Raw genomic sequence first — 19993 nt, forward strand, 5'->3', positions numbered from 1 at the left:
CGTGCACTGCACAACCCGCCTCCACCCCTGCCCGCGGATCGTGCACCGCGGCATCCGGTTTCCGCCCGAGGGCCTGACGCGTTAGGCTGGGACCACGACGGAGGTCCCCATGCGACACACCCTGGCTGCCCTGCTGCTTGCCGCCGCCTGCGGCATCGCGCCGGCCATGGCGCAGACACTGCCGACCCCGCGCAGCGAGCGCGAGCCGAACCCTGCTGCGGTGCAGCAGCGCGAGCACGCCCTCGGCATCGCGCCCGGCCAGGCGCAGCAGCGCCAGGACGACCAGACGCTGAACCAGGTGTTCCGCGACCTGACGGGGCAGAACCCGAACGCGCCGGCCTCGGCCGCTCCGCCGCCGCCGGCCAGCACCCCGGCGCAGGATGCGCGGACCGAGAATCGGCTCTACCGCGACCTGACCGGGCAGAACCCGGCCACGTCGCGCTGAGGTCGTTTATTCCGCCGCTGGCTTCAGCACGCCGCGGCGGACCTGGTCGAGCTCGATGGATTCGAAGAGCGCGCGGAAGTTGCCCTCACCGAAGCCCTGGTCGCCCTTGCGCTGGATGAGTTCGAAGAAGATCGGCCCGATCACCGTGCCGGTGAAGATCTGCAGCAGCCGCCCGCCCGAGGGCGAGCCGTCCATCAGGATGCGGTTGGCCGCGAGCCGCGCCATGTCCTCCCCGGTGTCCGGCAGGCGCTGCGGCAGCAGCTCGTAATAGGTGTCGGGCGTGTCGAGGAAGCGCACGCCCTTGTCGCGCAGCGCCTCGACCGAGGCGTGGATGTCGCCGGTGCCCATGGCGATGTGCTGGATGCCTTCGCCATTGTAGGCGCGCAGGTACTCCTCGATCTGCGACCGGTCGTCGCTGCTCTCGTTGATCGGGATGCGGATCTGGCCGCAGGGGCTGGTCATGGCCTTGGACTTGAGGCCGGTCAGCTTGCCCTCGATGTCGAAGTAGCGGATCTCGCGGAAATTGAAGAGCCGTTCGTAGAAGCCCGCCCAGGCATCCATGCGGCCGCGATGGACGTTGTGCGTCAGGTGGTCGATCACGGTCAGGCCCGCGCCCTTCGGGTTCGGATCCGCGCCCGGGATCGGGCGGAAATCGACATCCCAGATCGAGCCGCTCGGGCCGTAGCGGTCGACGAAGTAGATCAGGCTGCCGCCGATGCCTTCGATGGCCGGGATGTTCAGTTCCATCGGCCCGACGCGGCCATGGAAGGGCCGCGCGCCGAGGTTCACGGCCCGCTGGAAGGCCGCGGCGGCGTCAGCGACGCGGAAGGCGATGGCGCAGCAGGACGCGCCGTGCACGCGCGCGAAGCCCTGCGCGAAGGAGGTCGGCTCGGCGTTCAGGACGAAGTTCACCTCTCCCTGCCGCCACAGCGTCACCTGCTTCGAGCGGTGCCGCGCGACCGGGGCGAAGCCCATCGCGGTGAAGACGCCTTCCAGATGTGCGATATCGGGGCCGGTGAACTCGACGAACTCGAAGCCATCCGTACCCATCGGGTTGGCGTCCGAGATCGTGCCGGCGATCGCGGTGCGGTCGGGCGGGATATCCATGGATCGTGCCTCCTGTTCCACGACAGGATCGCTTCGCCGGACAGAGCGTTTCCGGCGAAGTTCGACCGAATTCAGGGCATGATGAGCCGAATTCACTACAATCGGAGCCCATCATGGCGGATACCACCACCACACTGGACGCCACCGACCGAAGGCTGCTGCGCGAGGTTCAGCGCGACGGCCGCGCCAGCATCGTCGCATTGGCCGAACGCATCGGCCTCTCCCCCACCCCCTGCCAGCGCCGCCTCAAGCGGATGGAGGAGGACGGCGTCATCGCCGGCTATGCTGCCGTGCTCGACGCCCCGCGGCTCGGCCTTGGCCTGACCGCCTTCGTTCAGGTGAGCCTGGCCTCGCGATCGGAGGAGACGGTCGAGGCCTTCCACGCCGCCATCGGCCGCATGCCGGAAGTCCTCGCCGCCTGGGCCATGAGCGGAGAGACCGACTACCTGCTGCAGGTCGTCGCGACCGACCTCGAGGCCTATGGCGAATTCGCCACCCGCCGCCTGCTGCGCCTGCCCGGCGTGAAGGACACGAAAAGCGCCTTCGTGCTCCGCACCGTGAAGCCCCCCGCCGGCCTGCCCGTCTGACCGAGGCGTGACGCCGGCCTCGATCCCGGCAAGGATGCCCGCGTGAAACGGACGCGGCCCGCCAAGATGGCCGCGCAGGAGGAAACAAGAATGATGATCCGCCGGACCCTGCTCGCCGCGGCCGCGCTAGGCCTCGCGAGCGCCCTGCCCGCCCGGGCGCAGGACTTCCCATCCCGCACCATCACCATCGTCGCGGGTGCTGCCGCCGGCGGCCCGACCGACGTCATCACGCGCCTGGTCGCCGAGGCGATGGCGAAGCACCTGCCGCAGCCCGTGGTGGTCGAGAATATCGGCCCCGCCCATGTCGGCGCCCAGCGCGTCGCCCAGTCCCGGCCGGACGGCTACACGCTGCTGATGACGAATGTCGGCATGGCGGCAGGCGCGACGCTGTTCCGCCGCCTGTCCTTCGACACGCTGAACGGCTTTGCGCCGCTCGGGCTGGTGTCCGACGCGGCGATGACGATCATCGCCAGGCCCGACTTCCCGGCCGAGAACCTCGCCGGCCTCGTCGAGCAGGTGCGCCAGCGCGGCGACGCGCTGAACCTCGGCACCGCGGGGCTGGGCTCGGCGGCCAACCTCTGCGGGCTGCTGCTGCAGCAGGCCGCGGGCAACCGCGTGACGATCGTCGGCTTCCGCGGCACGGCGCCGGCGATCACGGAACTCATGGCCGGGCGGCTCGACCTGCTCTGCGACCAGGCGACCAATACCGTGCCCTTCATCCGCGAGAACCGGGTGCGCGCCTATGGCGTGACGAGCCCGGCGCGCCTGCCCGGGCTGCCCGACATCCCGACCACGGCCGAGGCCGGCGCACCGGCCATCGCGATGAGCACCTGGCACGGGCTCTACGCGCCCGCCGGGACGCCGGAGGAGGTGCAGCAGCGCATCAACGCCGCCCTGCTCCTGGCGATGCGGGACGAACGCCTGCGTACGCGCTTCGCCGAACTGGTGACCGACCCGGCGACGCCGGAGCGCGCGAGCCTCGCCTTCCATCGACGCTACCACGCGGAGGAGATCGCGCGCTGGCGGCCGATCATCCAGGCGGCGGGGTCCTACGCGGATTGATCGAAGGCGGGACCGAGAGGGGCGCCGCCCCTCCCGGACTCTCCCCGCCAAAGGCCGAGAGGCCTTTGGGAACGAGGACCGGTCGCCGGTGTGCCCGAGGGCGCTCAGAAAGCGCGCAGGTTGTCGCGGAACATCGCGTGGTCGTAGGCCTTCCGCGCCAGTCCGCGGCGCTGCAGCTCGGGTACCAGGCCGTCGCAGATCTCGGCGATGCTGCGCCGCGTGGTGTCCGCCATCGAGACCAGGAAGCCGTCGCCTCCGATCTCCTCCATGGCCGCCCCCATCCGCTCCGCGACCTGGGCGGGCGTGCCGATCAGCGGGATCGAACCGGCATCCGAGTAGATCTCGGCCGCCTCCCGCAGCGTCTTGTTTCCCGCCTTCTTGAGGAACTCGCCGAGTGACTGCTGGTGCCCGTTGGTGGTCAGCGATCCGAGCGGCTGGTCGAGCGGCAGCGCGCCGAAATCGAGGTTGGTGATCTTGGACAGGTGCGCGAGGCGCTTGGCGATCTGCTCCTCCGAGGTCGCGAGCTTCCGCCTGTGGCGTGCGCGGGCCTCCTCCTCCGTGTCGCCGAGGACGGGCGAGACGAGGAACAGCACCTTGCAGTCGTCCGGGTTGCGCCCCTGCGCGGCCATCCGCGCACGGACGTCGTCGCGATAGGCCTTCATCCCCTCCGTGCCCTTCACCATCGCGACGATGGTGTCGGCGTGCTTCGCGGCGAACTGCCGCCCGCGCGGTGATCCGCCCGCCTGGGCGATGACCGGCTGCCCCTGGACGCAGGGGCCGGAATTCAGCGGACCACGCACCTTGAAGTAGGTGCCCTCGTGGTTGATCGCGTGGACCTTCGTATGGTCGACCAGCACGCCGCTCTCGCGGTCCGCGAGGATGGCGCCGGGCTCCCAGGAGCCCCACAGAGCGCGCACCACCTCCATGTACTCGTCCGCGATGTCGTAGCGCGTGTCGTGCGGCGGCATGCCCTCCAGGCCGAAGTTCCGCGCGGCGAAATCCGACGACCCCGTCACCGCGTTCCAGCCGATGCGTCCCGAGGACACCTGGTCGAGGCTCGCGATCTGCCGCGCGAGCAGATAGGGCGGATAGGCGAAGGTGCCGAGCGTGGTGACGATGCCGATGCGCTTCGTCTCCCGCGCCAGCAGCGCGGCGACGATGGACGGGTCCTGCCGCGGCACGGACAGGCCGTGATGCAGGTAGATCTCCCGCGATCCGCCGTAGGATTCGCCGATGTAGGACGAGTCCTCGAGCAGCACGTAGTCGAAGCAGGCGCGCTCGAGGTTGCGCGTCATCTCGATGAAGAACTCCGGCACCATCCATTCGGTGCCGATGTTGCCCGTCCAGGGCTCCCCCCAAGATTGGACCGACGAGCCCTGGAGGAACCAGCCGAGATGGAATTTGCGCGCCATGCCCGCCCCGCTGCGATTGCCGCGCCGCAGCGTCGCGCGGGGCGGGGCAATGCGCAAGCGGGGCGCGCGCCGCGGCGTCAGTGGATCTCGTCGGACTTCGCCAGCGCTTCCTTCAGCTTCGCGATGTTGAAGCCGTGCGAACGCGCCATGTCGAGGATCACCTTCTCCTTGCGGGTCAGCAGCTCGATCGCGGCAGGGATCTTGGTCACCACGTCATGCGGGACGACGACCGCCCCGTGCCGGTCGGCATGGACCACGTCGTCGTTCTTCACCTGCATGCCATGGATCGTGACGTCGAGGTTGAGTGCGACGATGTGCACATAGGCGTGCGACGGGTTCACCACGCCGGCGATGCCCTGGAAGCCCGGCGCGAACATGTCGAGGTCGCGGACCGAGCCGTTCGTCACCACGCCCTGGGCGCCGAGGCCCTTGTGCACGGCGCTGTTCACCTCGCCCCAGAAGGCGCCGACGCCAGGCGTGTCATCGAGATCCTGCAGGCAGACCACGGTCGGCAGCGCCGCATCGGCGACGTATTCATACCAGGCGATCCGCATCGCACGGTCCGCTTCCTTGCTGCGGCCGGAGGGGAAGGCCGCGCGCTGCGTGCCGGTGCGCGCCAGGCCGCAGATCGGCGGCAGCTTCGGGTCGACGGCGACCATGGGGCGCACCGTGAAGCCATGGCCACGGCGATGCGGCGCGACGAGCTCGAGCGCATTGCAGATGGTGGGCGTGTCCCACTGGCGAAGCGCCTCGAGATCGGCGGCGGTGAAGGGATAAGTGGCCATGATGCGGTTCCTCCGTCCGGCCAGCATCGACTGGCAGGGCGGATCGGTCAAACCGCCAGGTCAGGTACTGAGGTCGGCCAATGCCTGCGCGACGGTGGTCACGGTGGCGACGGGGCGGAGGCCCTCTACAGCCGCGCGATGCACCTGCTCGGAGAAGGCGGCGCAGCCGTCCTCGAGCAGCGTCACCTCGAATTCCCGCACATGCGCGCCGCGCACGGTCGAAGCGACGCCGCCATTGGTGACGATGCCCGCCACCAGCAGCTTCCGCACCCCGGCCTTGCGCAGCACCCATTCCAGCCGCGAGTTCCAGAAGGCGTCGTAGCCGAGCTTCTCCACCGCGAGGTCCGATGGCGCGAGTTCGTCGACCAGCGCATGGCCCCAGGAGCCCGGCGCGAAATCGCCCTTGCCGAGGAAGGGACGAAGCTCGCGCAGGTGCTCCGAGATGAAGGGTTCCCCGCCCTTCCCTGGCACCAGGGTGAAGTGGGTGGAGGCGATCCAGCCGCCCTTGGCGCGCACCGCCGCGACCAGCGGCTTCAGTCGCGCGGGCAGCGCCGCGATGGCCGGCGCCGACTGTCCGGCGCGGCCATAGGCACCCTGCGGGTGGATGAAGTCGTTCTGTAGGTCGCAGAGCAGCAGCGCGGTCTCGGCGACGGGAACCGGGGCGTGGGCCATGGTCATGCCCTCTCGATGATCAGGTTGCCGAAGCGGTCGGTGCGCGCCGCGAGGCCCGGATCGACGACGATGGTCGCATCCGGCTGCTCGAGGATCGCCGGTCCGGGAACGACGGACCCGACCGGCAGGTCGAGCCGCGCGAAGACCCGCGCGTCGGTCCAGGCGCCGTCGAACCAGACAGGCCGCGATCCGTGCGCGGCGGCATCCATCGAGGCACCCTCCCCCGGCGCCAGCATGGCGAGGTCGAAGGCCGGCCGGCGCCCGATGGCGGCGGTACGCAGCGTGACGATGCGGACCGGGATACCCGGCAGCAGGCGGGTGAAGGCGCGGCTGTAGGCGGCCTCGAAGGCCGCGCGCACGGCAGCGGCGGTGATGCCGGTGGTGCCCTCGCTCAGCGTCACCGGCAGCGGGACGGCAACCGTGTGCGTCTGCCCGGCATAATGCATGTCGAGTTCGAAGACCGTCTCGATGCCATCGACCGGCAGCCCAGCCTCCGCGACGACGGCGCGCGCGGCTTCGGCCTCCGCGACCATGCGCGCGTCCAGCGCGGCGGCATCGAGCCCGTCCAGCGCCAGGTTCAGCGTGCGCACCTGGTCGTGCCGCACATCGGCGATGATGCAACCGAGCGCCGAGGTCACGCCCGGATAGCGAGGCACTAGCGCGGCCTTCAGCCCGACCTCGCGGATCAGCGCCCCGACATGCAGCGCGCCGCCGCCGCCGAAGGGCAGCGCGACGAAGCGGCCGGGATCATGGCCGCGCTCGATGGAGACGAGGCGGATGGCGCCGGCCATCTTCGCATTCGCCACGCGCAGGATCGCTTCCGCCGCGGCCATGGGATCGAGCCCGAGCGGGTCCCCCACATGCCGCCGTATCGCCTCCCGCGCCGCATCGACGTCGAGCCGCGCCAGCGCCCCACCAATCGGCCGTTCCGCGTTGATCCGCCCGAGCACGACATTCGCGTCGGTCAGCGTCGGGCGGGCATTGCCCTGCCCGTAGCAGACCGGGCCGGGTCGGCTGCCGGCGGATTCCGGGCCGACCTGCAACAACCCACCCCGGTCGACATGCGCGATGGACCCGCCACCGGCGCCGATGGTCGTGATCTCGATCATCGGGGAGCGGATCACCACGCCGAAGTCGATCGTCGCCTGGGCGGCGAGTTCCATCCGCCCGCCAGCGACCAGCGACACGTCGAAGGAGGTCCCGCCGAGGTCGCAGGTGATCGCGTTCTCGAACCCCGCCGCGGTCGCGATGGCCGCGGCCGCGATGACGCCCGCCGCCGGGCCGGACAGCGCCGTGCGCACCGGCATCCGACGCGCGGTGGCGGTCGACATGATGCCGCCATTGGACTGGACGATGTGGAAGCGGCCGGTGAAGCGCTCCTCCGCCAAGGCGCCTTCGAGACGCTCGAGATAGCCCGCCACGACGGGCTGGAGATAGGCGTTCAGCGCCGTTGTCGATGCGCGCTCGAACTCGCGGATCTCCGGCAGGATCTCGCTGCTGACCGAGACATGCGGGTTCGGCCAGATCGCGCGGACCGCCTCGGCCGCGGCGTGCTCGTTCGCCGGGTTGGCGTAGGCGTTGATGAAGACGATGGCGCAGGCCTCGGCCCCGGCGGCGAGCAGCGCGCGGGCCGCCGCCTGCACCGCGGAGATGTCGACCGGCGTGCGGATCGTGCCATCGGCCAGCGTACGTTCCGGCACCTCCAGCCGCAGGTCGCGATCCGCCACCGGGGTGAAATCGCCCCACAGGCCCCAGGTGTGGCGGCGGTCACGCCGTCGCATCTCCAGCACGTCGCGGAAGCCCGCCGTGGTGATGACGCCGAGACGCGAACCCTTGCGTTCCAGCAGCGCGTTCGTGCCCACGGTCGTGCCGTGGACCACCGCATCCATGCTGGCCGCGCCGCCCAGGGCGCGCAGGCCGTTGAGGAAGCCGGAGGCCTCGTCGCCGCGGTTGGACGGCACCTTCGCGGTGCGGAAGGTGCCGGTCGCGGCGTCGAAAAGGAACAGGTCGGTGAAGGTGCCGCCGACATCGACGCCGACGATCATCGGGACACGCTCCCATCCGCCGCGATACGCACGCCGTAGTCGCGGATCGCGGCCTCGGCGCTGACATGGCCGAGGCGGATGTCGCGCGCGATGGCCTCCACTGGCCGTTGCGCAGGATCGCCCCAGCCGCCGCCGCCCGGGCTTTCGAGGCGCAGCCGCTGGCCCTGGCGGATCGAGACACCCACCACCTTGCTCGCCATCGGCGGCGCCGCACGCCCCTCCGGCGTCTCCCACCAGAAGGCGTTCATTGACCCGGCGGCACCACCCGCGACGCCGAAGGGCGCGAAGCGCCCGCGTTCGCCGAGCAGCGCGATCTCCGTGGTGCCGGGCGCAAGCGCCTCGATCTCGTAGACCGCGCCGACGCCGCCACGATGCAGCCCCGGCCCGCCGCTGTCGGGCCGCAGCGCCCATTGGGTGAACATGACCGGGTTCGCGGCTTCCAGGATCTCCACCGGCGGGATGGTCGCGGTCGAGATCGGGTTGTTGGCGTGGTGCAGCCCGTCGCTTTCGGGGTTGCCGCCGAGGCCGCCACCGAAGAAGGAGAACATGACCCAGCGCGTGCCATCCCCCCGCTGCCCGGATAACGCCAGCGCATTGATCGTCCCGAAAGGCGCCGCCGTCGCCCGGTCCGGCCGCGCCTGGCCGAGTGCACCGAAGATCACGCCGATCAGTCGCAAGATGGTCTCGGTATAGCCCGCGACCGGCCGCGGCGCCTTGGCGCCGAGCAGCGTGCTGTCCGGCGCGATGACCTCGACCGGGCGCAGCACGCCGGCATTCGCCGGCACGTCCGGGAAGGCATGCTTCAGCGCGACGTAACAGGCCGCGACCGTGGTCGCGACGGAGATGTTGATCGGCCCGAGGCAGGGCGGCGAGGAGCGCGAGAAATCCAGCACCATCCGCCCGCCCGCGACCCGCATGTCGAGCGCGATGCGCAGCGGTTCGTCCACCACGCCGTCATTGTCGAGGAAATCCTCGAAGACATAGGTGCCGTCGGGCAGGCCTTCGATCTCGGCGGCCATCAGCGCCTCGGCGCGGTCCATCAGCAGGCCAAAGGCTTCGGCCACCGCCGCATCGCCGTAATCCGCCAGCAGTTCGGCAAGCCGCTTCTCGCCAAGGTCCAGCGCGTTCAACTGCCCGTTCAGGTCGCCCCAGTTCGACTGCGGCACGCGCGAATTGGCGGCGAGGATGTCGAGGATGTCCTGCTGCATCACCCCCGCGCGGATCAGCTTCACAGGCGGGAAGCGCACGCCTTCCTGATGGCTCTCCGTCGCGCGCGGATTGTAGTTGCCAGGGACGTTGCCGCCGATGTCGAGCCAATGCCCCACGCTCGCCAGCCAGCAGAACAGCCGCCCATCGCGAAACATCGGCCGCACCAGGCGGAAATCGTTCAGATGCGTCCCGCCGTCATAGGGATCGTTGAACAGGAAGGTATCGCCCGGCTCAAGCCCGCCATCCGCCGCCACCTTCGCGATCACCGCCCGCACCGCGAACGCCATGGCGCCGACGAAGATCGGCAGCCCCTTGGTGCCCTGCACCAGCGTGTCGCCCGTCTCGGCGTGATAGAGGCCGTGGCAGGCGTCGCGCGCCTCGGCGATGATCGGGTTGAAGGCGCTGCGATAGAGCGTCGCGTCCATCTCGTCGGCGATCTGCTCGAGCCGGCCCTTCAGCACGGCGAGGGTCACAGGGTCGATCGGCATTCCTACAATCCGAGATAGGCGCGCTGGAGATGCGGGTCGGCGCGCACGTCCGCCGCCGTGCCACTCAGCGCGAAGGCGCCGTTCTCGAGCACATGGGCGTCGTCCGCGACCTCGAGGCTCTGGGCCACGTTCTGCTCCACCAGCATGATGGCGAGTCCGTCCGCATGGAGCCGGCGGATCAGCGCGAACATCTCCTCCACCAGCAGCGGGGAGAGGCCGAGCGAGGGTTCGTCGAGGATCAGCAGCCGCGGTTCCGCCATCATGCCGCGGCCGATGGCGAGCATCTGCTGCTCCCCACCCGACAGCGTGCCCGCCATCTGTCGCACACGTTCCTTCAGGCGGGGAAAGGTCGCGAAGACGCGCTCGAGGTTCCGCGCCTTGTTGCCACGCGCGCGGCGATAGGCGCCGAGGTCGAGATTCTCCCGCACGCTCAGGTTCGGGAAGATCTTGCGGCCCTCCGGCACGTGCACGAGGCCAGCCTCGGCGATGGCGGGCGGGGCCAGGCCGTCGATGCGGCGGCCATCGAAGGTGATGCTGCCGGCGCGCGGCTTCACCAGGCCGCTGATCGCCATGTTGAGCGTCGTCTTCCCCGCCCCGTTCGCACCGAGCACCGCCACCAGCCGCCCCGCCGGCACGCTGAGGTCGACGCCGCGCAGCACGATGGCCGGCCCATAGCCCGCTTCGAGGCCGCGGATCTCAAGCATGGGCGGCGCCTTGCAGGCGCTTCGCCGCGCCGTGGCCGAGATAGGCCTCGACGACCTGCGGCGCGGCGACCACCTCGGCCGGCGTGCCGGAACAGATGATCCGCCCCTGCGCCAACACATGCACCTGACTGCAGAGATTCATCACCGCCTGCATCACGTGCTCGATCATCAGGACGGTGATGCCGGAGGCACGGATGCCCTGCACGACCGGGACGATGTCGCGCACCTCGGACGGATTCAGACCGGCCAGGACCTCGTCCAGCAACAGGAGCTTCGGGCGCGTGGCGAGGGCACGCGCGACTTCGAGCCGCTTGCGCCCGGCGACAGTCAGCGCGGCCGCCGGCTTGTCCAGCTGGTCGGCGAGGCCGACCCGCGTCGCGACCTCCTCGGCTACCTCCAGCGCCGCGCCGCGCTTTGCCTCCCGCAGGAAGGCCCCGACGGCGATGTTCTCCCGCACCGTCAAGCCGGCGAAGGGCTGCACGATCTGGAAGGTGCGGGCGAGGCCCATCCGCGCGAGCTCATGCGGCTTTCGGCCGGTGATGTCCTCGCCTTCCAGCATGACCATGCCCGAGGTCGGCTTCTCGAAGCCCGCGACGACGGCGAAGAGCGTTGTCTTTCCCGCCCCGTTCGGCCCGATCAGGCCGGTGATCGTGCCTTCGCCCACGTCGAAGGTCGCATCGTTCACCGCGAGCAGCCCGCCGAAGCGCTTGGTCACGCCACGCACGGCGAGGAAGGCCGGATCGGGGCCGGTGCCGGTCATGCGCGCCTCCGCCGGCGCAGCAGGCCCGGCAGATCCCGCGGCGGGAAGCGCACCACCAGGATCAGCACGATGCCGAAGATCACCAGATCGATCCCCGGGATGCTGCCTGCGAGGGACTTCGTCGCCTCTCCCAGCCCGTGCAGGATGACCGCGCCCAGCACCGGCCCGAAGACGGTGCCCGCGCCGCCGACTATGGGGGCCAGCAGCGCCTCGACCGAGATCCAGGTGCCATAAGCGATGTTGGCGTCGAGGTAGAGGAAGTACTGCGCGTAGAGCCCGCCCGCCGCCCCCGTCATGGCCGCCGAGAGGGTGATCGCCCGCAGCTTCACCGCCAGCACGTCGACGCCGAGCGCCTGGGCCGCGGCCTCGTTCTCCCGCACCGCCACCAGCTGCGCGCCGAGGCGCGAGCGTTCCAGCGCCAGCGTCGCCAGCAGCGCGAGCGTGACCAGCGCCAGCGCGACCCAGAGGAAGGTGCCGCGTTCCGCGAACTGGAAATTCGCCGGGTTCGCCTGCAGCCGGATGAGGATGCCGGCGGCGCCGCCGGTCATCTCCGCGGCATTGGCCAGCACGCGGAAGACCTCGGCGAAGGCGAGCGTCACCAGCGCGAAATAGGATCCGCGCAATCCCGAGCGGAACGCCAGGAAGCCGATCGCCAGGCCGACAAGCGCCGCGACGCCGATCCCCGCCGTGAAGGCCGGATAGGCGTTCATGCCATAGCGCACCTGCAGGATCGCGGTGACATAGGCCCCGGTCCCGAAGAAGGCCGCATGGCCGAAGGAATACTGCCCACCATAGCCGCCGAGCAGGTTCCACCCCTGCGCCGCCAGGGCGATGATCAGCGTGAAGACGAGGAAGTTCAGCACCACGTTGCTGGCGACCAGAAGCGGCGCCAGCCCCATCAGCACCGCGAAGGCGAGGATCGGCAGCGCCCCCTTCATGCCCGCGCCCCGAACAGCCCGGTCGGGCGCACCAGCAGCACCAGGATGAAGATCAGGAAGATGCCGATCTGGCCGAGGCTCTCGCCCAGATAGAGGCCCGACAGGCTCTCCACCACGCCGATGATCAGGCCGCCCAGCAGCGCGCCGACCACGCTGCCCATGCCGCCCAGCACCACGATCGTGAAGGCGACCAGCACGAAGGCATTCCCGACGCGTGGCGAGACGTAGAAGGAGGGCAGCAGCAGCGCCGCCGCGATGGCGAGGCACGCCGTCCCGATCCCGAAGGTCACGGCGTAGATATGCGCGACGTCGATGCCGACCAGCGCCGCGCCGGTGCGTTCCTTCGCGACCGCCCGGATCGCCTTGCCCGTCGCCGTCCGCGTCATCAGCAGATACAGCGCAATGCCCACCAGGATCGTCGCCCCGAAGCCGACGACGCGCGGATAGCCCAGCAGCGCGGGCCCGAACTCGACGACATCCATCGCATAGGGCGCATCGATGCTGCGCGTGTCCGACCGGAAAACGGCGAGCATCAGGTTCTCGATGACGATCGACAGCCCGAGCGTCACCAGCAGGATGTTCTCGTCCTTGCCGCGGCTGGCCGGGCCGATCACCAGGCGCTGCACCGCATAGCCCAGCAGGAAGAACAGTGCGGCCAGCGGCAGCGCCGCGACATAGGGATCGATGCCAAGGGCCGTGCGCGCGACATAGGCCCCGTACATCGCCGCGGTCAGCAGCGCGCCATGGGCGAAGTTGATGATGTGCAGCACGCCGTAGACGAGCGTGAGGCCCAGCGCCACCAGCCCATATACGGCCCCGGTCAGAAGACCGTTCAGCACGGCCTCCAGGATGATCTCCGGCGGGAAGCCCACGGATCAGCCGGTCACGGGATAGACCGGCTGAGCGTCGGCAAAGTCGCGCGGGAAGATCACCTTGATGTCGTTGTTCTGCACCTGGGTGTTCACCGGCGCGCCGGCCTGGTTCTGACCGTTGACGAAGCGCGTCGGGCCATAAGGCATGATGTGCTTCGTGAAGGCTCCGTCCGTCGCCGCCAGCGCCTGGATCACCGCCGCGCGGTCGGCCCGGCCGGCGCGTTCCAGCGCATCGGCCACCAGCATCACCGCCGAGTAGTTCATCGGCGTGTTGTAGAGCCAGAACCGGTTCTGCGCCTCCACCTGCTGGCGCAGCTCGGCCGTCTTCGGCTTGCGCGGGTCGGGCCAGTGGTTGCAGTCCATGACCAGGTTGGCCGCATCGGGGAATTCGCGCACGAAGCGGTAGTTCGACGCCGCGCCGTTCAGCACGCAGTAGATACCCTTCGGCCGGATGCGCTGCTGCTGCATGGTGCGCGCGAGCAGCACGAACTCCGCGTAGTAGGAGGACGGGATCACCAGGTCCGGCCGCAGCGAGCGGATGCGCAGCGCGACATTGTTCATGTCGCGCGCCGGGGTCGGGTGGGCGATGGTCTCCAGCACCTCGAAGCCGCGCTTGGGCAGTTCCGCGTTCAGCAGCCGCGCCATGCCCGAGCCGAACAGCCCGTCCTCATGCACGATCACCACGGTGCGGGACGGCTTGCCCGCCGCATCGTTCAGCGCGACCAGGTTGTCGAGCGCCGCGCTGGTGACAACGCCGAAGCCCGGCCCGAAGCGGAAGGTGTTCGCGAGGCCGCGCGAGACGATCTGGTCCGACACGCCGACATCGACGACATAGGGCAGGTCGTAGCGCGACGCTGCCTGGGACGCCGCGAGGCAGATCGGGCTGGCGAAGCCGCCGACGATGGCGACCACGCCCTCGGCCTGCATCTTCTCGACCTCGGACACGCCGCCCTCGGGGTTCGAGCGGGCGTCGCCGAAGACCATCTCGATCCGGGCGCCGCCCAGGGCACGGATGCCGCCGCCGGCATTGATCTCGTTGATCGCGAGCTCCGCACCGAGGCGGCCGTGTTCGCCGTCCTGGGACAAGGCGCCCGTCACGGGCTGCAGGATCCCGAGCTTCACGGCCGGCGCCTGGGCGCGCGGCAAGGCCGGGGCTGCAAGGACACCAGCCACGCCAAACACCAGGCTGCGGCGCGCCACCTCGAACTTCGCCATCATTCTGCTCCCTGTCGGCCCGTCGGCGGGAACCGCGGACCCCCTTTCATTACTGGCCCCGGTCCCGCGCTCGCGCAAGGCACCCTCAGGCGTCGCCCAGCACCCGGAAGGCGTGGCGTTCCAGGAAGTCGAGCCGCGCGACGAGATCGTTCGGACGGCAGACCATCACGGAGGTCACGCCGACCCCGACCTTGCGTGCATCGGGCTTGCGCCGCGTGCCGATGCCCGACCCGGCGCCGCCGTCGATCTCGACGATCACCTCGGCGGCGGGAGAGGACACGTCGGTCAGGCAGGTGAAGCGCGTCTGGGGCTCGACCGAGACGCGGATGAAGGGTGGCGGCGCGGTCCCAGCGCCATAGGCGCGCAGACCGATCCTCGCCTCCTGCCCCGGCGCGACGCAGCCGAGGTAGAGCCGCAGCGGCCCATCGGCCGCGCCCTGCGGCAACGACAGGCGCATCCTCGCCACGCCGGGCCTGGTCCAGGTGCCCCAGGATTCCAGTGGAAACCAGTTCAGCCCGTCCCGCACCATGTCGGCCATGGCCTTGGCCCGGGAGGGCTGCCCGCCGCCGAGCAGCCGCACGGCATAGGTCGTCCCGGCCTCGAGCGGCAGGCGCGGCGCGGTCTCGCCCGCGCCGCCCTGCGCCGCAGCGCGCATCATCTGGTCGGCGATCTCGGACCAGGAGCGCAGCCGCGTCGTCGCGGCAACCGCCGTCTCGCGCCGCGCCCGTTCCTCGGTGTCGAAGATCATCTGCTCGAGCCGCGCGACGAGGTCGGGTTCGCTGCCCGGCTCGAAATAGACCGCAGCCTCCCCGCCCGCCTCCACCAGGGAGGTGTTGCGCGCGACGACCGGCACCTTGCCGAAGGACAGGCTTTCGGTGACCGGCAGGCCCCAGCCCTCGTAATGACTGTTCGTCACGGTGAAGAGGGCGTGGCGATAGAGCGTGGCCAGAACGGTGTCCGGGATGCCATGCGCGATCGACACACGGTCCTGCAGCGCCGGCGAGTTCTTCCACAGCGTCATCGCCGCATCGGCGAGCCAGCCGGCCTTGCCGATGCAGACCAGGCGCGGCACGCGCGCCGCGCCATGCTTGCGGATCAGCGCCAGCCAGGCGTTGAACAGCATCAGGTGGTTCTTGCGGCTTTCGATGGTGCCGACGCACAGCACGAAGGGCTCGCCCTGCTCCGGCAGGTCGGGCCGCGCCGGCCAGGCGTCCGCGGCCGAGGCGCCGAGGTCCCGCTTCAGGTCGGCATCCAGCCGCACGACGGCGACATCGAAGGGCAGGCCGGGCAGCGCCGCACCCGCGATGCGCCGCGCATCGCCGGCCGACCATTCGGAATTGGCGATCGCCTGGTCGGACATCGCGACCATGCCGGAGAACCACTGCGCGAATTCCTCGACGAGGCCCGGCGCGCAGTGCTCGGGCGTCATCAGCGGGATACAGTCATGGATCATCGGCACGTAGCGCACGCCATAGAGCCGCGCGACGTGCCGCACATGCAGGAAGTAGTCCTTGATCCACCAGGAGGTGCCGAGGTTCACCAGCCGCGCGCCCGGAGCGAAGGCGAAGTCGGGCCCGGTGGCCAGCGCCTTGCGCAGGGTGGCCAGCGCCTCCTGCCAGTCGGCCGCGCGCGGGTCGCCGCCGCTGCGCGACAGGCGCCAGATCGTGAGGAACAGATCCCGCCCGATCTCGCGCCAGGTCCCGCCCGCCGGATCGAAGGCGACGGCGGCGGTGGCCACGCCCTCGATCTGATCGAGCAGCGCGCGCGCCGTCACGTTCAGCTGCACCCGCTGGATGCCGGTCGGCGTGCGGTTGTCGGCGAGGTAAGCCACGAGGTCCGAGGTGTCGAAGACCACCTGCAGCGTCTGGCCCGGCACCCGCGGCCCCCGCGTCACGGGGGCCGCGAACTGCGCCAGGGCCGAAGCCTCGCGTGCCGCTTCCTCATGCGTCGGATCGATCTCGAGCGCGCGGGCATAGGCGCGCCAGGCCTGGCCGGCATCGCCCGTCAGCTTCAGTGCATGGCCGATCTGGAGGTGGATGTCGGCATGGCCCGGCGCGATGGCCTCGGCGGCGCGGTAGGCGACCAGCGCTTCCGCCGGGTCGCCCGATTCCTTCAGGCAGTGGCCGAGCTGGACCTGCGCCCGCCAATCGGACGGGTCGGCCGCGAGATGGGCGCGATAGGCCAGGATCGCCGCATCCCACATCCTGAGGTCGCGCAGGCGATCCGCCTGCTGCAGGCGCTCACCTGCGATCGCCCCCTGCTCGTCACGATCCATGCCGGTCCAGTCCCCCGATCGGCCGGGGCTGCCGGCCCCCGCCTCAGCCCCAGTTCACGCCGACCTTTGTATAGGCCTCCCGCAGCCGTGTCTGGTAGCGCTCCGCAGAGAACAGCGAGGCCTGCCCCGGCCCGGCCTGGGACAGGCGCCCCCGCAGGTCCTGGTCCCGGTCCAGCGACCGGATCGCGTCGACCATCCCCCGGACGTCATAGGGATCGACCTGGAGCGCCGCGTCACCGACGACCTCGGGCATGGAGGAGGTATTGGAGGTCATCACCGGCGTGCCGAGCAGCATCGCCTCCAGCGCCGGCAGCCCGAAACCCTCATACAGCGAGGGGAACAGCACCGCCTTCGCACCCCGGATCAGGCTGACCAGCAGCGGGAACGGCGCATAGTCGATATGACGGACGCGATGCCGCGTCTCGGTGATGCCGTTCCGCGTCAGCAGGTAGCGGATGTGCTCGTTGTCCGAGAGCAGTCGCAGCTCCTGCCGCGACTTCCACGCCTTCTTGCCGACGATCACCAGCGGGTCCTCGACCCCCGAGGCGAGGTAGGCCTCGATCATCCGGCCCACGTTCTTCTTGGGCTCGATGGCGCCGAAGAAGAGGAAGTAGCGCTTGTGCTCGAGGCCGAAGGTGCCCTCGATCTCCGTGCGCACCTCGTCGATCGGCTTTTCGGCGTATTTCTTCGGGATCTCGACCGCCTGGTAGGTGTTGGAGACACGCTCCTCGGGCATGCCGAGCAGGTTCACGATGTCCCGCTTGGACGCCTCGCTGACCGTGAAGATGTGGTCGGCGCGGCGGGACAATTGCCGCACCAGGCGGAAGTAGCCGCGCTTGTTGTCGAGCGTGGTGTAGGGCAGCCGCAGCGGCACCAGGTCGTGCATGGTGTAGACGTTGCGCGCACCGGTGATCTTCAGGGCCAGCGGATAGGTCCAGTGCATGACATCCGGCGGGCTGCGGAAATGCACGTTCATGCGGTTGCGATAGACGTTGAAGTGCAGGCGCTGCGCGTCGAACAGGTTCTGCACGTTCCAGAGATGATCGAAATGCGGCAGGCGGGATCGGTAGGTCTCGCGCACCACGCGGCCGGTGATGGGCACCTGGGTCGCGATCTCGCCGAAGGGGGTGCTGAGCAGCCGGCGGGTCGTGTGCAGCGCCTGCACCCATTTGGAGGGGCGGCCGACGCGCGGGTCGAAGAAGGCGATCTCCCGGATCAGCGGGTTCATGCTGATGGTGGACGCCTTGGTGCCGTACAGCACGCCCACCTCGGCGCCGAGATCGCGCAGCGCGAAGCTGAGGTTCCGGGCATAGGTGGCGACGCCGGTGCCCTGTTCGAGCGCAAGATTGTAGCCATCGATGAAGATGCGTGGGGCACGCTTGGCGGGCATTCGCGACGAGTCCGTTTTGGAAGGCCGGGCCTGACCTCGGGGCCCCAGTATCACTACCAAGGGTTGATGAAGCGTCACCCGACCCTGAAGGCAGGGTCGAGGATCGTCAAGAAATCCCTTCCCGGGGTGCCGGCCCGCACGGCACCCCGGAGCGCCCGCTCAGTCGAGGAACTCGGGCGAGACGAGCTTCGGCAGGAACAGCACAACATCCGGCCAGAGGATGACGAGCATCAGCACGCCGAGCATCGGCAGCAGCATGATCATCGTGTCCTTCAGCGCGTCGGCGACGCGCATTCCCGCCACATGGCAGGCGATCATCAGGCAAAGCCCGTAGGGCGGCGTGACCAGACCGAAGGCGAGGCTCACGATGCCGATCATCGCGAAATGCACCGGGTCCATCCCCACCCCGGCCGCCAGCGGCTGCAGGATCGATCCGACGATGATGATGGCCGGGATCGCATCGAGGAAGCAGCCCACCACCAGGAAGACCGCCGCGATGAAGAAGCCGGTCGCCGCCCGCCCCATGCCCCAGGAGGACACGCCCGACAGGATCGCCTCGGGGATGTTGTAGTAGGCCAGCAGCCAGCCGAAGCAGGACGCCGTGCCGACGCAGAACAGCGCGACGGCGGCGAGACGCCCCGTCTCGCCGAGCGCTTCCCACAGCTGCTTCAGCCCCATCTCGCGGTAGTAGAGCAGCGAGAGGGCGCCGGCGTAGAGCACCGCGATGCAGGCGCTTTCCGTCGCCGTGAACCAGCCGAAGACCTTGCCGCCGATGATGATCGCCGGCGTCATCAGCGCCGGGATGGACACGATCGTCGCGCCGATGACCTCCCGGAAGGTCGCCCGTTCATAGGTCGGGTAGCCCCGCATCTTCGCGTAGATGTGGACCGTCGCCATCTGCACCAGGCCGATTAGCAGCCCCGGGACGATGCCGGCCAGGAACAGCGCGCCGATCGAGACGGTCAGCACCCCGCCCCAGACGATCATCAGGATGGAGGGCGGGATGATGACCGCGAGCACCGCGGAGACGGCCGTGATCGCGACCGAGAAGCTGTCGTCGTAGCCCTCCTTGCGCTGGGCATCGATGAAGATCTTGGACTGGGAGGCCGCATCCGCGGTCGAGGAGCCCGAGATGCCCGCGAAGAAGATCGACAGCACGACGTTGATCTGCGCGAGGCTGCCCGGGAAATGCCCGACCAGAGCGCGCGACAGCCGCATCAGGCGGTCGGTGATGCCGCCGACATTCATCAGGTTCGCCGTCAGCAAGAAGAAGGGCACGGCGAGCAGGATGAAGGAGTTGTAGGCGTTGAAGGTCTCCTGCATCAGCACCATGGGCCCGAGGCGCGGTTCGAGCATGAGCACCGGCAGGCAGGCGAGGCCGAGGGACACCGCCACCGGCACGCGCAGCGCCAACAGCGTGAAGAAGCCCCCGAACAGGAACCAGGCGGCCTGGCCGGCGGTCAGGACATTGCCGCCCATCAGGCGTTCTCCCCATGGATCAGCACGCGCACATCGTCGACGAACTTCTCGCCGCCGAAGAGCAGCCAGGAAAAGCCCAGGATCGGCCAGGGCAGGTGGATCAGCCACAAGGGCAGTTCCGCGAGCTCACTGATGCGGAACCAGGCGAAGTCGACGAACTCGATGCCGAACCACAGGAACACCGCGCCGAAGATCAGCACGAAGATCCCCGAGACGATGTCCATGAAGGCGCGCGCACGACCGGTCAGTCGCGGCCACAGGTCGACGATGAAGTGGATGCCTTCCTTCTGGCCGACGATGGCGCCGATCATGACGGTGTAGACGAGGAGGAAGCGCGCCATCTCCTCGGTCCAGATGTAGTGCGGCAGCAGGTGGGTCTGGCGTGAGACCACCTGCAGCGTCACCGGCAGGACCAGGATCAGGACGGAAATCGCAAGCAGTGCCGAGAGCAGCCGGCCATAGATGTCGGCGGCCCGCCGCACCAGGCCGCGCAGGCCGGGCTCAGGCATGGGTGGCTCCGGAATGGAAGGGAAGCGGCGGCCGGCGGG

Annotated in this window: 18 protein-coding genes; 3 read left to right on the forward strand and 15 right to left on the reverse strand. The window is 69.7% G+C overall.

Annotated elements, in window-relative coordinates; all coding sequences use genetic code 11:
• Nucleotides 1–109 precede the first annotated feature (109 nt).
• Nucleotides 110–445 carry a hypothetical protein gene (locus GWK16_RS10095; RefSeq protein WP_170053857.1) on the forward strand — a complete coding sequence of 112 codons (336 nt, stop codon included), beginning with the start codon at nucleotides 110–112 and terminating at the stop codon, nucleotides 443–445.
• A 6-nt stretch (nucleotides 446–451) separates the two neighbouring features.
• Here GWK16_RS10095 and hppD read toward each other — a convergent pair whose 3' ends face one another.
• On the reverse strand, nucleotides 452–1552 hold the full coding sequence (hppD, locus tag GWK16_RS10100; protein WP_211187312.1) for a 4-hydroxyphenylpyruvate dioxygenase: 1101 nt from the start codon (nucleotides 1550–1552) through the stop codon (nucleotides 452–454).
• A gap of 113 nt (nucleotides 1553–1665) precedes the next feature.
• On the opposite strand from hppD, the gene GWK16_RS10105 reads away from it, so the two are divergent.
• Nucleotides 1666–2139 (forward strand): Lrp/AsnC family transcriptional regulator, encoded by a 474-nt coding sequence (locus GWK16_RS10105; RefSeq protein ID WP_170053858.1) that lies wholly within the window; start codon nucleotides 1666–1668, stop codon nucleotides 2137–2139.
• A gap of 93 nt (nucleotides 2140–2232) precedes the next feature.
• Nucleotides 2233–3201, forward strand: coding sequence for a tripartite tricarboxylate transporter substrate-binding protein (locus GWK16_RS10110; RefSeq protein ID WP_338144452.1), 969 nt, complete (start codon nucleotides 2233–2235; stop codon nucleotides 3199–3201).
• 104 nt (nucleotides 3202–3305) lie between these two features.
• Here GWK16_RS10110 and GWK16_RS10115 read toward each other — a convergent pair whose 3' ends face one another.
• The 14 genes from GWK16_RS10115 to GWK16_RS10180 all read right to left on the reverse strand — a co-directional run bounded on the left by GWK16_RS10115 (nucleotide 3306) and on the right by GWK16_RS10180 (nucleotide 19954).
• Entirely contained in the window at nucleotides 3306–4613 is a 1308-nt protein-coding gene (locus tag GWK16_RS10115) for an NtaA/DmoA family FMN-dependent monooxygenase (RefSeq protein ID WP_170053860.1), read from the reverse strand.
• A 77-nt stretch (nucleotides 4614–4690) separates the two neighbouring features.
• The gene (locus GWK16_RS10120; RefSeq protein WP_170053861.1) at nucleotides 4691–5398 is read right to left on the reverse strand and encodes an RraA family protein; all 708 of its coding nucleotides are present in this window, start codon (nucleotides 5396–5398) and stop codon (nucleotides 4691–4693) included.
• Between the two features lie 60 nt (nucleotides 5399–5458).
• Nucleotides 5459–6070, reverse strand: a complete 612-nt coding sequence (locus GWK16_RS10125; RefSeq protein ID WP_170053862.1) for a cysteine hydrolase — start codon at nucleotides 6068–6070, stop codon at nucleotides 5459–5461.
• Between the two features lie 2 nt (nucleotides 6071–6072).
• Nucleotides 6073–8115: a hydantoinase/oxoprolinase family protein gene (locus GWK16_RS10130; RefSeq protein WP_170053863.1), complete on the reverse strand. Its 2043-nt coding sequence runs from the start codon at nucleotides 8113–8115 to the stop codon at nucleotides 6073–6075.
• Entirely contained in the window at nucleotides 8112–9812 is a 1701-nt protein-coding gene (locus GWK16_RS10135; protein WP_170053864.1) for a hydantoinase B/oxoprolinase family protein, read from the reverse strand. Before GWK16_RS10135 ends, GWK16_RS10130 begins: the two co-directional genes overlap by 4 nt.
• A 2-nt stretch (nucleotides 9813–9814) precedes the next feature.
• A complete protein-coding gene (locus tag GWK16_RS10140; protein WP_170053865.1) occupies nucleotides 9815–10516 on the reverse strand; it encodes an ABC transporter ATP-binding protein in 702 nt (233 codons plus the stop codon).
• Nucleotides 10509–11276 carry an ABC transporter ATP-binding protein gene (locus GWK16_RS10145; RefSeq protein WP_170053866.1) on the reverse strand — a complete coding sequence of 256 codons (768 nt, stop codon included), beginning with the start codon at nucleotides 11274–11276 and terminating at the stop codon, nucleotides 10509–10511. Before GWK16_RS10145 ends, GWK16_RS10140 begins: the two co-directional genes overlap by 8 nt.
• Complete coding sequence (locus tag GWK16_RS10150) at nucleotides 11273–12214, reverse strand: branched-chain amino acid ABC transporter permease (protein ID WP_170053867.1); 942 nt, start codon at nucleotides 12212–12214, stop codon at nucleotides 11273–11275. Before GWK16_RS10150 ends, GWK16_RS10145 begins: the two co-directional genes overlap by 4 nt.
• The gene (locus GWK16_RS10155; RefSeq protein ID WP_338144453.1) at nucleotides 12211–13086 is read right to left on the reverse strand and encodes a branched-chain amino acid ABC transporter permease; all 876 of its coding nucleotides are present in this window, start codon (nucleotides 13084–13086) and stop codon (nucleotides 12211–12213) included. The genes GWK16_RS10150 and GWK16_RS10155 overlap by 4 nt, the downstream gene beginning before the upstream one ends.
• 3 nt (nucleotides 13087–13089) lie before the next feature.
• Entirely contained in the window at nucleotides 13090–14301 is a 1212-nt protein-coding gene (locus GWK16_RS10160; RefSeq protein ID WP_170053868.1) for an ABC transporter substrate-binding protein, read from the reverse strand.
• Between the two features lie 85 nt (nucleotides 14302–14386).
• Nucleotides 14387–16576 (reverse strand): glycosyltransferase family 4 protein, encoded by a 2190-nt coding sequence (locus GWK16_RS10165; RefSeq protein WP_170053869.1) that lies wholly within the window; start codon nucleotides 16574–16576, stop codon nucleotides 14387–14389.
• Nucleotides 16577–16619: 43 nt separating this feature from the next.
• Complete coding sequence (locus tag GWK16_RS10170; protein ID WP_170053870.1) at nucleotides 16620–17966, reverse strand: glycosyltransferase family 4 protein; 1347 nt, start codon at nucleotides 17964–17966, stop codon at nucleotides 16620–16622.
• Between the two features lie 159 nt (nucleotides 17967–18125).
• A complete protein-coding gene (locus GWK16_RS10175; protein ID WP_170053871.1) occupies nucleotides 18126–19445 on the reverse strand; it encodes a TRAP transporter large permease in 1320 nt (439 codons plus the stop codon).
• The gene (locus GWK16_RS10180; protein ID WP_170053872.1) at nucleotides 19445–19954 is read right to left on the reverse strand and encodes a TRAP transporter small permease; all 510 of its coding nucleotides are present in this window, start codon (nucleotides 19952–19954) and stop codon (nucleotides 19445–19447) included. The genes GWK16_RS10175 and GWK16_RS10180 overlap by 1 nt, the downstream gene beginning before the upstream one ends.
• Nucleotides 19955–19993 lie beyond the last annotated feature (39 nt).

The sequence above is a fragment of the Neoroseomonas marina genome (genome assembly GCF_012927745.1).
Classification (GTDB): domain Bacteria; phylum Pseudomonadota; class Alphaproteobacteria; order Acetobacterales; family Acetobacteraceae; genus Neoroseomonas; species Neoroseomonas marina.

Excerpts from the sequence above, each read along its gene's own strand:
- GWK16_RS10095 (WP_170053857.1), top strand. The coding sequence starts at position 110 with ATGCGACACACCCTGGCTGCCCTGCTGCTTGCCGCCGCCTGCGGCATC.
- hppD (WP_211187312.1), bottom strand. The coding sequence starts at position 1,552 with ATGGATATCCCGCCCGACCGCACCGCGATCGCCGGCACGATCTCGGAC.
- GWK16_RS10105 (WP_170053858.1), top strand. The coding sequence starts at position 1,666 with ATGGCGGATACCACCACCACACTGGACGCCACCGACCGAAGGCTGCTG.
- GWK16_RS10110 (WP_338144452.1), top strand. The coding sequence starts at position 2,233 with ATGATCCGCCGGACCCTGCTCGCCGCGGCCGCGCTAGGCCTCGCGAGC.
- GWK16_RS10115 (WP_170053860.1), bottom strand. The coding sequence starts at position 4,613 with ATGGCGCGCAAATTCCATCTCGGCTGGTTCCTCCAGGGCTCGTCGGTC.
- GWK16_RS10120 (WP_170053861.1), bottom strand. The coding sequence starts at position 5,398 with ATGGCCACTTATCCCTTCACCGCCGCCGATCTCGAGGCGCTTCGCCAG.
- GWK16_RS10125 (WP_170053862.1), bottom strand. The coding sequence starts at position 6,070 with ATGGCCCACGCCCCGGTTCCCGTCGCCGAGACCGCGCTGCTGCTCTGC.
- GWK16_RS10130 (WP_170053863.1), bottom strand. The coding sequence starts at position 8,115 with ATGATCGTCGGCGTCGATGTCGGCGGCACCTTCACCGACCTGTTCCTT.
- GWK16_RS10135 (WP_170053864.1), bottom strand. The coding sequence starts at position 9,812 with ATGCCGATCGACCCTGTGACCCTCGCCGTGCTGAAGGGCCGGCTCGAG.
- GWK16_RS10140 (WP_170053865.1), bottom strand. The coding sequence starts at position 10,516 with ATGCTTGAGATCCGCGGCCTCGAAGCGGGCTATGGGCCGGCCATCGTG.
- GWK16_RS10145 (WP_170053866.1), bottom strand. The coding sequence starts at position 11,276 with ATGACCGGCACCGGCCCCGATCCGGCCTTCCTCGCCGTGCGTGGCGTG.
- GWK16_RS10150 (WP_170053867.1), bottom strand. The coding sequence starts at position 12,214 with ATGAAGGGGGCGCTGCCGATCCTCGCCTTCGCGGTGCTGATGGGGCTG.
- GWK16_RS10160 (WP_170053868.1), bottom strand. The coding sequence starts at position 14,301 with ATGGCGAAGTTCGAGGTGGCGCGCCGCAGCCTGGTGTTTGGCGTGGCT.
- GWK16_RS10165 (WP_170053869.1), bottom strand. The coding sequence starts at position 16,576 with ATGGATCGTGACGAGCAGGGGGCGATCGCAGGTGAGCGCCTGCAGCAG.
- GWK16_RS10170 (WP_170053870.1), bottom strand. The coding sequence starts at position 17,966 with ATGCCCGCCAAGCGTGCCCCACGCATCTTCATCGATGGCTACAATCTT.
- GWK16_RS10175 (WP_170053871.1), bottom strand. The coding sequence starts at position 19,445 with ATGGGCGGCAATGTCCTGACCGCCGGCCAGGCCGCCTGGTTCCTGTTC.
- GWK16_RS10180 (WP_170053872.1), bottom strand. The coding sequence starts at position 19,954 with ATGCCTGAGCCCGGCCTGCGCGGCCTGGTGCGGCGGGCCGCCGACATC.